The sequence below is a fragment of the Acinetobacter sp. TGL-Y2 genome, from assembly GCF_001612555.1.
Classification (GTDB): Bacteria; Pseudomonadota; Gammaproteobacteria; order Pseudomonadales; family Moraxellaceae; genus Acinetobacter.
Genome location: NZ_CP015110.1, coordinates 1,623,344 through 1,636,210, shown reverse-complemented (window position 1 = coordinate 1,636,210; position 12,867 = coordinate 1,623,344). Strand labels below are relative to the sequence as shown.

Genomic DNA, 12,867 nt, shown 5'->3' with positions numbered 1-12,867 from the left:
TTTTTTTGTGTTTAATTTTTGAGAGATCTACTGATTAAGTGCTTTTTAAGCTTTCCAATTTATATTGAGTATTCACTTAGAAAGAAATATATGACAGCATGCTTAGTGTTCACTTTTTTTCTCAAAAACGTCCTGCCATTTCGCTTGGAATTTTCAATATCATCTTTGCCGCATGGCTCGCAATTGCGCTGAATGTGAGCTTTTATCAGCATTTAATCAGCTTAACCCCAGCTGAGGGCATCCACTCGGCCCTGTTTATTGGCTCCTCTGTTCTGATTATTTTCAGTCTATATCTGCTGATTTTCCAGCTGACCCATTGGCAGTTTAATGCCAAACTCTTCATGGCAATGTGGATTATTTTGGGTGGTTTGAGTGCATACTTTGTCAACAGTCTGGGGGTCATGATTGACGCTGACCAAATTCAGAATGTCCTACAAACAGATACTCAAGAAGCTTTTGATCTGCTGACGTTTCAATTGATCTTCTGGATTTTGGCTTTTGTGGCTGCACCGTTAATCTTAATATATATTCTCCCCATTCGATCTGAACCGATAGCATCGATCTTGCTAAAAAAATTGATCACACTTCTCAGTTCATTGTTATTCATTGGTGGGTCGCTGTTTATTTATTATGTGGATTATGCGACTATTTTTCGTGAAAATCGTGAATTAAAAAGCATGATTTCTCCTCAGAATATGATTGCGTCGTCTATCTCTTATTATCGAAAACAAACACCTAAACAAAACTTACCCTTTATACACTACGGTAAAGACGCACATGTTATTCAACGCATTGCGCTGTCTACACCGCCAAAATTGATGGTTTTGGTGGTCGGTGAAACTGCACGTGCAGAAAGTTTTTCACTCAATGGTTATGCCCAAAACACCAATCCTGAATTATCCAAACTGGATATAATTAATTTTACTCAAGTCAATTCATGCGGTACTGCAACCGCAGTCTCTGTTCCCTGTATGTTTTCTGGCATGCCCCGCATCGATTATGATGCCAACTTAGCCAAACGTCGTGAAGGATTGCTCGATATTGCACAGCGTGCTGGATATAAAGTCACTTGGATTGACAATAATTCAGGCTGTAAAGGCGTCTGCGATCGTGTTGAGCAATTTCAAATTCCTGCGAGCATTCAGCAAAAATGGTGCAACGCAGAGCATGAATGTGTTGATGAAATTTTAGTCGACAGTTTAAAGAATTATCTCGCACACTTAAATCCTCATGACCTAACGCCCCGTTTAATTGTACTTCATCAAATGGGCAGTCATGGGCCTGCATATTATAAACGCACAACCGCTGCCTATCAGCCGTTTCAACCTGCCTGTCATACCAAGTCAATTCAGAGCTGTTCAACTCAAGCATTGTTAAATAGCTATGACAATTCGATTGTATATACAGATCGTGTCCTCAGCTTAATCATTCAAAATTTAGCCAAAGTTCAACATTATCAAACGGCATTTTGGTATTTGTCCGATCATGGTGAATCTACTGGAGAGCATGGTTTATATTTGCATGGCTCGCCCTATGCGATTGCACCCAGCCAACAAACCCATGTTCCCATGTTCATGTGGTTCTCTCAAACTTGGAAAAAAAATGCATCTGATCAGCTCAGTTGTTTGGTTAAACAAAAAAATAGCGTTCTTTCTCATGACAATCTGTTTCCGACTCTGTTAAGTTTATTGGATATAAGCAGTAAAACGCTTCAACAACGTCTCAATATAAGCCAGTGCCAAGCAGCCAATCCGATAAGAGCTTAAACATGCAAAACATACTCATGATTGAAGATGATTTTATGATTGCGGAGTCCACCCAAACCTTGTTGCAATACCATCAGTTTAAGGTGGATTGGGTGAATAATGGTTTGGATGGCTTAAAATATATCAAAGCTCACTCCTATGACGCGGTGTTACTGGATTTGGGCCTCCCCATGATGGATGGCATGCAGGTGTTGAAGCATATTCGAGCACAACATGCTTTATTGCCTGTACTGATTATTTCAGCACGCGATCAACTACAAAATCGTGTTCAGGGATTGAATTACGGCGCAGATGACTATTTGGTTAAGCCTTACGCGTTTGAAGAACTGCTGGCACGTCTTCATGCGTTGATCCGAAGAACGCAGCACGCTTTATCTCCTGTAAACACTGCTAACCCGCTTTTGCGCTATGGTGATTTGAGCTTGAATATAGATTTACATCTTGCTGAATTTAAAGGAGAGCAAATTGAATTTTCTAATCGTGAATGGGCGGTGCTGATTCCACTGCTGACCCATCCCAATAAGATTTTCTCCAAAAGCAATTTAGAAGAAAAAATGTATGATCTCGACAGTGATATCACTAGTAATACCATAGAGGTCTATATTCATCATATTCGGGCCAAATTAGGTAAAGACTTTATTCGAAATGTCCGCGGTTTAGGATATCGACTTGGACATTCATAAAAAAATGACCCCAAAAAACATCATCAAACCTCAGTATTCTTTAAAAAAACGGCTAATTATTTATACGTCTTTATTCAGTATATTGATGGGCTGTGTTCTAGTTTTTGCAGCCTATCGAATTGCATTAGAAGAAACCAATGAGATATTAGATGCTCAAATGAAAAATTTGGCAGAACGCGTTGCAAAGTTTAATCGTGAAGCCATTAATAGCCAATTTGATCATTCAAAACATTATAAAGAAGAGGATTTGTTTGTCGATGTATGGACGTATGAGAATCGTGCTCACCTTACTCATCCTTTGAATTTATTGGTGGATCCCGTAAAAGAAAGGGGGTTTTATCAGCACAGCACCAAACATGGCGAACTGCAGACCTATATTATTCCCTTAGAAAAACTGCAAATTCAAGTTAGCCAGCAAAAGTCCGTACGTCAAAATTTAGCGATTGAACTGGCGATCAATATGTTTCTGCCGTATTTGATCATTATGCCATTTGCAATTTGGGGCTTAAGTTACATTATTCGCCGTAGTTTTGAACCCATTGAACATTTTAAATCCGAGTTGATGCAGCGCAAACCCAACGAGCTGAGTCCGATTCCTCACGACAGCTACCCCATTGAAATCGTGCCCAGTATTGAAGAAATGAATCAGCTATTTCAGCGTATCTCTGTCGCACAGCGTGAACAAAAACAATTTATCGCTGACGCTGCACATGAACTACGTACCCCAATTACTGCCTTGAATTTACAAACAGAAATTTTACTCAGGGAAGTTCCTGATCATCCTTCTTTACTTAAACTTAACCAAGGTTTAGCTCGAATCCAACATTTGGTTAATCAATTGCTCAACTTAGCTCAGCAAGATGCCTTTGTTTTAAATCACGAACAAAATTTAGCATGTCAGATTGACGAATTAGCCGTCAATTGTATCGAGCAACTGATTCATTTGGCCCTCGAGAAAAATATCGATTTGGGTATGGAACGCCATGAACATGTAATGATTCAAAGTCAAATTTCTGCCGTACATTCGATCATTTACAATCTGATTGATAATGCCATCAAATACACACCAGTCAATGGAATCATCAATGTGTGTACTTTTTTAGAGAATCAGCATGCCGTAATTACCATTGAAGACAGTGGCTCTGGGATTTCTCCTGAATTATACGAGCAAATTAAGAAACGATTTTACCGAATGCATCATCACTTAGAGATAGGCAGTGGCTTGGGTCTATCCATCGTCGATAAAGCCACTGAGCGCTTAGGCGGTGAACTTGAATTTAATCGAAGTACGCTATTGGGCGGCTTAAAAGTTACGATTCGTCTGCCTTCGCGCTTAAATCTTGCCCCTGATGCTTAGTGGTATTTTCTTTTACACCAAAAACGCTTCGTTTGAATGTCGAATAGCTCAGTGCATATACCCCGACATTGAGTAGCCAAATCAGCCAAAGCGTCCATAAATTATGGCTGAAGAAATGTGCACCGCGCATCATCTGTGTCCAGCCCATAGCAAAACCCAACATCAGTGAACTGATTAAATAAAACAAAGCCCGTTTCGGCTCAGATATTCGATAAATAAAATAACCGACCAACAGTGCAAATCCACTCGACGCATGCCCCCCGGGGAAACAGTGTCCGTGCATTTGGTGGGCATTCCACGTATACGATGTTGATGTGCTGTTGATCATATCCCATGGGCAGGCATAATTTGACTGTGATTTGATCACCCCGATCACACTGGTGCTCAGAACCACCATAGTAAAGAAATATAAAAATGCATAACGATTGCTTTCAAAGCGCTGGAACTTATATGACGCCAGAAATGCTATGAAAAAATAACTATAAACCAATATCAAAACATATTTAACGTAGCGATGCCCCAGATCATTCAAAGCCCAATGATGTCTTAAGTAAAACTGTCCATGATGGTCAAGCCATGGCTGGATTAAATCCAGATCAATCCGCCCGTGAATGGGAAAAAAATACAGTAATGCAATCAAAGCAAAGATTAGCCAAACGAATTGAATCAACAGGAATTGATGTTGGTTTTGCATACGCACTAATAGAAAAAGAGAAAGTCAAAGCTACGGTACGCTGCTTAAAATCAGCTTAAATTGCACTTCAATTTAGCTCGAAATTAGCTTAAATTCTGCTTATTTTAAATCATTCGGCATTTTCACCAAATCGGTGATTTTTTCAAAAAAACCAATTCAACATTTCTTCAAATAAAAATGAATTGATCGATATGGCGTAATGACAAGAAAAAAATCAGCATGACTATTCACTTCGTCTATAACCAAATGAGTTCAATCTCTGGTCAGCGCTTAAACCTTTACTCCAGTGTAAAATTAGTGTATTCATTTGAATCGATGTGATCTTGTTGATCTCGCTATCATATCTAAAATTTAAAAAATGAATGGATATAACAACAAAATTCAGATCATTAAGCAATTAAAACAGATCCCAGGAGCGCCAAATGCACGGACGTATGATGTTTCAACCCCTTCTCATCAGCAGCTTATTGGAACATGCGGCAACTTATCATAGTGATACCGCTATTATTTCCAAAAATACCAACGGCACTATAACCCAAACCAATTGGGGCAATATTTCAGATAATGCTAAACGCGGTGCCAAAGCATTAGCCGATTTAAAATTAGCCCATGGTGACTGTGTTGCAACTTTGGCTTGGAATAATCATCGTCATTTAGAGTCTTGGTATGCCATTTCTGGCAGTGGTCTGATTTGTCATACCATTAACCCACGGCTATTTCCTGAACAACTTATTTTTATTATTAATGATGCCAAAGACAAAGCGATTCTTTTTGATAAAACTTTTTTACCTTTGATCATTGCAATCAAAGCGCATATTCCATTGGTTGAAAGCTATATTTGTTTAGATGAGTATGATGAAGTGGTTGCTCAGGCCCTACCTGATGTGAAGTTTTATGATGATCTCATCAAAGACTATGCCGTAGATTATGAATGGCCTGAATTTGATGAAACCACCGCAAGCTCTTTGTGCTATACCTCAGGTACGACAGGCAATCCAAAAGGTGCCCTATATACGCACCGCTCGACCCTCTTGCATAGCTTTGCTGCAAGCCTGCCAGACTCCATGAATTTGTCGGCTAAAGATATTATTTTACCGGTTGTGCCTATGTTCCACGTGCAAGCTTGGGGTACGCCGTATGCTGCAGCGATGGTCGGCGCTTCAATGATTTTTCCAGGTCCGGGTTTAGATGGAGACAGCTTGGTGCAACTGATTGATGAATACCATGTGACTATTGCCTTGGGTGTACCGACCATTTGGCAAGGTCTATTGGCTTCAGCGAAAAAATTGGCCAGCTCGCTCGATTCTTTAAAACGCAATGTGATCGGCGGTTCTGCCTGCCCACCGTCAATGCTGAATACCTTTAGAGACGTATATGGCTGCGAAACTATTCATGCTTGGGGCATGACTGAAGCAAGTCCATTGGGTACAGCCAATCAACTTAAAGCCAAACATAAAGATTTGGACACGCAGCAGCAAACTCAGATTCGACTTTCACAAGGTCGTCCGCCGTATGGCGTTGCACTACGTCTGGTCGATGGTGAAAAAGGCACACAGCTTTTGTCGCATGACGGTGAGACCATTGGTAATTTGCAAATTAAAGGCCACTGGATTATTGAGCGATATTTCGCTCAAACTGAAACCAGTTTAACCACAGATGGTTGGTTTGACACGGGTGATATTGCGTCCTTAGATCGGGATGGTTATTTACATATTAGTGACCGTGCCAAGGATTTAATTAAATCTGGTGGTGAATGGATTTCCTCGGTTGAACTTGAAAATATTGCCATGGGGCATCCTGAAATCGTGATGGCCGCGGTGATTGCAGCCACACATCCCAAATGGGATGAGCGCCCTGTTTTAATTGCGGTCAAAGCCAAGGACAGTACGCTAACTGAACATGATTTGATTAGCTTTTACCATGACAAAATTGCCAAATGGCAAATGCCAGATAAAGTGATTTTTGTTGACGCAATTCCACTCAGTGGTACTGGTAAAATGTTAAAGCGTAAGTTACGTGAAGACTTTGGTTCGGTGCTGCTGGAGGAAAATGTTTAGCTTCGTGGTTTAGTCGGCTAATAATCTGACAGTGATTTTACTGTCAGGGCTTTATCTTTTTTATGGCACATTGGGTTAGTGAGATATATCCAAACATATTGTCTCAAGCTGACTTGCTGAAGGTTAGGCTTTTAGGGTACTTTTCAAATTATGTTTAATAGTTAAATCTCTTATTTAATTCCTTATTTCACTTTATCTTTCGCAGAGTGCCTATTCTGCTAGACGGAGAGTACTTGGGTCTAAAAGTGAAATATTATATAAAGTTAATTTGACTTTCATTCATTTCATTTATTAACCATTTTAAAAAAATAATTTTACGTGGGTCTTCTTCAAAAGCAGTATGTGATAATAGATAGTACGATGAATCATCCTTGATGATGGGCGTGATTTTTTCTAAAAGTTTCCACTCAAGCTCCTTCTGGTAGTGCATGAATACGACGTGATAAAAATAATAAGTTATTGATATTAAAATATATAAATGAATTATTACACGTTGGTTTTTAGCACTACCAATAAATTAAACCTACTTTTCTTTATAAAATATATCAAAAAACCGACTCAATCGAGCCGGTTTCAAGTTCACTTAAAGAGCAATCAATCCGCAGAAATATCTTCAAATAACACAGAAGATAAATAACGCTCACCTGCATCAGGAAGCACAACCACGATTGTTTTGCCTGCATTTTCTGGACGCGCTGCCAATTGTGCAGCAGCTGCAAGTGCAGCCCCACTTGAAATCCCGACGAAGATCCCCTCTTTTGTTGCAGACTGACGCGCAACATCAATCGCCTCTTGGTTAGAAATTGCGATGACTTCATCGACCAAATCTAAATCGAGATTACCCGGAATAAAGTTTGCCCCAATCCCTTGGATTTTATGAGGACCCGGTGTCAAGGTTTCACCGCGTTTGGTTTGACCAATAATAGGTGAGTCCGCAGGCTCTACAGCCACAGAATAAATTGGCTGATTTTTCACTTTTTCAAAATAACGGGAAATGCCGGTAATCGTACCGCCTGTCCCCACACCTGCAACCAATATATCGACTTTTCCACCCGTTGCAGCCCAAATTTCGGGACCTGTGGTGTCTTCATGAATTTTTGGATTGGCGGGGTTTTCAAATTGCTGTGGCAAATAGTAAAGTTCAGGATTTTCAGTCGCCAAACGTACTGCTTCTTCAACTGCACCCTTCATGCCTTTCGCAGGTTCTGTCAGCACCAAATTTGCACCTAATGCTTTGAGTACTTTACGACGCTCAATACTCATACTTGCGGGCATGGTTAAGGTAATGTCATAGCCTTTGGCAGCAGCCACAAAAGCCAAAGCAATGCCTGTATTACCACTGGTGGGTTCTACAATGTGCATGCCTGTTTTAAGCTTGCCATTTTTTTCAGCATCCGCAATCAGTGCAGCGCCAATACGGTCTTTCACAGAAAATGCTGGGTTGCGACTTTCGATCTTAGCCAATACCGTGGCACCGCCAGTAATGAGACGATTAATCCGAACCAATGGGGTATTACCAATGGCTTCTGCATTGTTGGCGTAAACCGCAATGCCTAAATTTTCGGTTTGGGGAAATTGAGCATCAGTTGCCATGATGATTCCTTTTATATTCTTAAAACTATGCTTTTATCATAGTCTTTTTTCATTTTAGATATATAAACAATTGTAAAGATTCAATATAAAATTATGAGCTATCCTTATATAAAATAATGAATATCACTCAATATCAGCCTATCTCGAATGATCAGTGGGTTTATTTGACCTATTTGCTCGACTGAAGCGCATAAAAATTTGCAATCTGTGCAAAACATTCCGTTTGACGAAATCCACAATCCCGAAGCAGTTGATGCATATCCTCAATAGAAATCAACTCAAAATCATCTGCAATACGTTCGATCATGACTTGGCTTTGTTGTTCAGGCAAACCTAAACCTTGAGTCAAAGCTTGCAACTGTAAAATCTGCGCTTGATGCTGAAATTGCATGAGATCATAACTGAGGCAAAAGCCACCTTCCTTTAAGCTTGAATAAATGGCTTCGAAATAGGCTATTTTATGCTCTAAAGCTAAAAAATGCGAAACTAAAATCGCAAGTGCTGCATCAAATTGATCTGTATATTGAGCCAAGATTGAGGTATCACCCACATGAAACTCAATCCGATGAAGATCGGCATGATGTTCAAATCGTTGCCGAGCTTTAGCAACCATCTGCTCCGATGGATCAAATGCGACAAAATGCGCCTGTGGCAACATTCGCATTAAATATTCTAGCTCATAGCCTGTGCCGCAGCCTGCGATCACAATTCTTGCATTGGTCTTGAGCTGTATTTTTAATATCGCTTGAATCTGTAAATGTACCAACTCATAACCCGGAATTAACTTTCGAATATGTTGATCATAATGTTCAACCACTTTCGGATGGCTAAAATCCTTTGCCATGCTTATTGCTCCTCTCCTTCGTTTTTGAAAAAGCATTCTTCAAATAAAAAAGCCAATCTCATCAGAAATTGGCTATCTCTGAGCAATGAAATTAAGCCGTTTCTTCAAATAGATTAAATTCTTGCAGCTTAAATTTTTGTGCTTTACCTGACGCCGTCATGGGAAATTCTTTAAAGAATCGAACATAACGCGGCACTTTATTGTGTGAAATATGCTCTTTGCAATACGCACGAATACAATCTTCAGTGACGCTGTGACCTTCTTGTAAAATGATACACGCGCATAATTCTTCGCCATAACGCGGATCAGGCAAGCCAATCACTTGTACATCAGACACATCGGGGTGTTTATAGAGGAAATCTTCAATTTCTTTCGGAAATAGATTTTCACCGCCTCGAATCACCACATCTTTGATACGACCTTTGATTTTAATAAAGCCATGATCATCCATTTCAGCGATATCACCGGTATGCATCCATTTGGCCACATCAACCACTTCACGGGTTTTTTCTTCTTCTTCCCAGTAACCCAGCATCACGGAATAACCCCGCACACACAGCTCACCCAATTTGCCACGAGGCACAACTTTACCTTGTTCATCGACAATTTTAATTTCAATATGTGGGTGAACGCGACCCACAGTGCTGACCCGCTGTTCTAAAGAATCTGAAGTTGAGCTTTGTGCACTCACAGGTGCTGTTTCGGTCATGCCATAGCAAATGGTAATGTCACGCATATGCATACGATCGATCACACGTTGCATAATTTCACGCGGACACGGACTACCTGCCATAATGCCAGTTCTTAAACTGCTTAAATCAAATTGATCGAATTGTTCTTGCTCCAGCATGGAAATAAACATGGTCGGTACGCCATATGCTGCCGTACATTTTTCTTGTTCAATCGCTTTTAAACTCTCTAATGGATTAAATACCCCTGCTGGATAGACCATGGTTGAACCATGCGTAATACAGGCTAGATTCCCCATCACCATGCCAAAACAGTGGAACAAGGGTACAGAAATACAGACGCGATCTTGTGGGGTCAAATGAATCGCTTCACCCACAAAATAACCATTATTTAAAATATTATTATGGGTCAGCATCGTGCCTTTAGGGTTACCTGTTGTGCCTGAGGTGAACTGAATATTAATGGTGTCATCAAACTGTAAGTCAGCCGTAATCTCTGCAAGCTTTTGTAATTGTTCAGCCGTTGGCTCAGGCATCAGGTCCGCAAAACGATGAAATCCGACATGTTCGACATCATCAATTTTAATTACAAATTTTAAATGGGGAACTTTTTCTGCATTTAAAAGCTTGTCCGTGGCCTGCTTAATTTCAGGCGCAATTTTGGTGAGAATGTCTTGATAATCCGTTGTTTTAAAACTTGCAGCAATAATGAGTGCCTTACAGGAGACTTTATTGAGTACAAACTCAAGTTCGCTGCTTTTATAAGCAGGGTTTAAGTTGACCAAAATAATGCCGGCTTTAAATGCTGCGAACTGAGCAATGGTCCATTCCACACAGTTGGGTGACCAAATTCCGAGTCGATCACCTTTTTCAAGTCCGAACTTCAGTAAACTACACGCAAAGGCATTTACCTTCTGTTGTAACTGAGCATAACTGAGTCGAACATTTTGATGGACGCTGACCACGGCATCTCGATCTGCATATTGCAAACATGCTTGATCAAATTTATCTCCTATGGTCATTCCGAGTAAAGGTTGCTGGCTGGTGCCATAGGCATAACTGAGTCGTAACGGTGTCATTGAATCTTACTCCTTGATTCTGTTCTAATTCTGTATTTTTCACATTTAAATTGTGGGTCTTCGACCTGACTTTGACAAATACTCAAACATTCACATTCCGATGTGTCTGCGATTCAATACGACTATACTCCCTCCATTGGCTGAACAGCATTCACACAAAAATCAGCAATTTGTTTTACAAAGTAACCTTTATAACTCTCATCGAATATCACATTGCGAGATGGATTTAAAGGTTCAATCACCACAAAGGTCATGGCACCGACTACACACAGTGCCGCGGTATTTAAATCTTCAAACCGAAACTCTCCGCTGGTTTTTCCTTCTGCCAAAATCTCTTTGATCGACTGCTTAATCAATTGTTTACTTCGAAAACGTTCATGTTCCAAGGTTGGATCAATGGGTTCAAACATCAGAGAATATGACAATTGCGGGCTATTCAGCGCACGTTTTACAAAGGTGGTGACTGCTTTAAGTAACTTGTCTTTACTGCTCAGTTCACTTTTGGCAATGGTATTTAAAATATCCACTTCACGGGTAATGGCATTGGACAGTACCTCAATCAAAATCTGGTTTTTATTTTCAAAATAGCGATAGACCAAACCACTTGAAACACCTGATTTATCTGCAATTGCTTGCACTTGCGCGTCTTTAAAACCACCCTCAGCGATCAACTCACGCGCTGACTGCAAGATTGATTTTCTGTTTTGTGCCATACGCTCTTGCATTAAAGATGATCTTTTATAGCTCATAATCGTGTCCCCAATCAACTAAAATGAATTATAAATCATTTTATGAATATAAGTTCACTTTTTCACAAAATAAATGTATTGTATTTTCTAAGCACAAGCAAAACTGCTTTTACGGAATAAAAAATAAAACTTTAAGGAAGAATCAATATGAATCTACAGAGCATCGACTTTGGGCTAGATGAAACTTTAATCGCACTGCGTGACTCAGTGGCGGCGTTCTGTGCCAAAGAGATTGCACCCATCGCAGCGCAAGTGGATAAAGATAATCTATTCCCTGCCCATTTATGGAAAAAGTTTGGTGATATGGGGCTCATGGGTTTAACCGTTAGCGAAGAATACGGTGGCATCAATCTAGGTTATCTTGCGCATATTATCGTCATGCAAGAAATCTCTCGCGCTTCAGCCTCAATTGGCTTGTCATATGGTGCACATTCAAATCTATGTATTAACCAAATCAACCGCAATGGCTCAGAAGAGCAGAAACAAAAATACTTACCCAAACTGATTTCAGGTGACTATGTGGGTGCGCTCGCTATGTCTGAACCAAACGCTGGTTCTGATGTAGTGAGCATGAAACTCAAAGCTGAAGATCAGGGCGATCATTTTTTTTTAAATGGTTCAAAAATGTGGATTACCAACGGCGGTGATGCAGATGTACTGGTGGTCTATGCCAAAACTGATCTAAATGCGGGTGCTAAAGGCATGACCGCATTCTTGGTTGAAAAAGGCATGCAAGGTTTTAGTCATGGCACCCATTTAGACAAGCTCGGTATGCGTGGTTCAAATACCTACCCGCTATTCTTTGACAATGTCAAAGTGCCAAAAGCAAACGTCATGGGCGGTGTCGGTAATGGCACGAAAGTGCTGATGAGTGGTTTGGACTATGAACGTGCAGTGCTTAGCGGTGGCCCACTAGGTATTATGGATGCTTGTCTGGATGCGGTGATTCCATATATTCATGAACGTAAGCAGTTCGGACAATGTCTAGGTGAATTTCAATTGATGCAAGGCAAAATTGCAGACATGTATTCGACGTGGCTCGCAAGTAAAGCACTGGTTTACGCAGTTGGTGCGGCATGTGATAAAGCAGATCATGACCGTGGTCTACGTAAAGATGCGGCCAGTGCCATCCTCTACTCAGCTGAAAAAGCGACGTGGATGGCAGGTGAAGCGATTCAAACCTTAGGCGGCAATGGTTATATCAATGACTATGACACCGGTCGTTTATGGCGTGATGCCAAACTCTACGAGATTGGTGCAGGCACATCTGAGATTCGCCGTATGCTGATTGGTCGTGAACTTTTTAATGAAACTAAATAATGATGAAGTAAGCACCAGAAAATAGTACGAAATAGA

The 12,867-nt window shown here is 40.4% G+C and carries 11 protein-coding genes and 1 pseudogene; 6 read left to right on the top strand and 6 right to left on the bottom strand.

Annotated elements, in window-relative coordinates; translation table 11 throughout:
• Positions 1 to 98: 98 nt before the first annotated feature.
• The 3 genes from AMD27_RS07675 to AMD27_RS07665 are packed head-to-tail and all read left to right on the top strand — an operon-like array spanning position 99 to position 3,806.
• Positions 99 to 1,766: a phosphoethanolamine transferase gene (locus tag AMD27_RS07675; protein ID WP_067658537.1), complete on the top strand. Its 1,668-nt coding sequence runs from the start codon at positions 99 to 101 to the stop codon at positions 1,764 to 1,766.
• Positions 1,767 to 1,768: 2 nt separating this feature from the next.
• Positions 1,769 to 2,449, top strand: a complete 681-nt coding sequence (locus AMD27_RS07670; RefSeq protein ID WP_067658534.1) for a response regulator transcription factor — start codon at positions 1,769 to 1,771, stop codon at positions 2,447 to 2,449.
• A gap of 4 nt (positions 2,450 to 2,453) precedes the next feature.
• Complete coding sequence (locus AMD27_RS07665; protein ID WP_067662882.1) at positions 2,454 to 3,806, top strand: sensor histidine kinase; 1,353 nt, start codon at positions 2,454 to 2,456, stop codon at positions 3,804 to 3,806.
• Here AMD27_RS07665 and AMD27_RS19130 read toward each other — a convergent pair.
• Entirely contained in the window at positions 3,760 to 4,446 is a 687-nt protein-coding gene (locus AMD27_RS19130; RefSeq protein ID WP_416202815.1) for a phosphatase PAP2 family protein, read from the bottom strand. The two genes, AMD27_RS07665 and AMD27_RS19130, sit on opposite strands and share 47 nt — an antisense overlap.
• Here AMD27_RS19130 and AMD27_RS19125 point away from each other — a divergent pair.
• The gene (locus tag AMD27_RS19125; RefSeq protein WP_228140728.1) at positions 4,383 to 4,559 is read left to right on the top strand and encodes a hypothetical protein; all 177 of its coding nucleotides are present in this window, start codon (positions 4,383 to 4,385) and stop codon (positions 4,557 to 4,559) included. The two genes, AMD27_RS19130 and AMD27_RS19125, sit on opposite strands and share 64 nt — an antisense overlap.
• Positions 4,560 to 4,922: 363 nt before the next feature.
• Positions 4,923 to 6,557 carry a long-chain-fatty-acid--CoA ligase gene (locus tag AMD27_RS07655; protein WP_067658531.1) on the top strand — a complete coding sequence of 545 codons (1,635 nt, stop codon included), beginning with the start codon at positions 4,923 to 4,925 and terminating at the stop codon, positions 6,555 to 6,557.
• Positions 6,558 to 6,810: 253 nt separating this feature from the next.
• Here AMD27_RS07655 and AMD27_RS19375 read toward each other — a convergent pair.
• The 5 genes and pseudogenes from AMD27_RS19375 to AMD27_RS07635 form a co-directional block, all read right to left on the bottom strand.
• A pseudogene (locus AMD27_RS19375) lies at positions 6,811 to 6,978 on the bottom strand (LysR family transcriptional regulator); the annotation flags it as partial.
• Between the two features lie 173 nt (positions 6,979 to 7,151).
• On the bottom strand, positions 7,152 to 8,150 hold the full coding sequence (gene cysK, locus AMD27_RS07650; protein WP_067658529.1) for a cysteine synthase A: 999 nt from the start codon (positions 8,148 to 8,150) through the stop codon (positions 7,152 to 7,154).
• 169 nt (positions 8,151 to 8,319) lie between these two features.
• Entirely contained in the window at positions 8,320 to 8,994 is a 675-nt protein-coding gene (locus tag AMD27_RS07645; protein ID WP_067658526.1) for a class I SAM-dependent methyltransferase, read from the bottom strand.
• Between the two features lie 91 nt (positions 8,995 to 9,085).
• Positions 9,086 to 10,762, bottom strand: coding sequence for an AMP-binding protein (locus AMD27_RS07640; protein WP_067658523.1), 1,677 nt, complete (start codon positions 10,760 to 10,762; stop codon positions 9,086 to 9,088).
• Between the two features lie 122 nt (positions 10,763 to 10,884).
• Positions 10,885 to 11,511 (bottom strand): TetR/AcrR family transcriptional regulator, encoded by a 627-nt coding sequence (locus AMD27_RS07635; protein WP_067658520.1) that lies wholly within the window; start codon positions 11,509 to 11,511, stop codon positions 10,885 to 10,887.
• 147 nt (positions 11,512 to 11,658) lie between these two features.
• Between AMD27_RS07635 and AMD27_RS07630 the strand changes: the two genes are divergently transcribed.
• Positions 11,659 to 12,831 (top strand): isovaleryl-CoA dehydrogenase, encoded by a 1,173-nt coding sequence (locus tag AMD27_RS07630; protein WP_067658517.1) that lies wholly within the window; start codon positions 11,659 to 11,661, stop codon positions 12,829 to 12,831.
• The last annotated feature ends 36 nt before the right edge of the window (positions 12,832 to 12,867 follow it).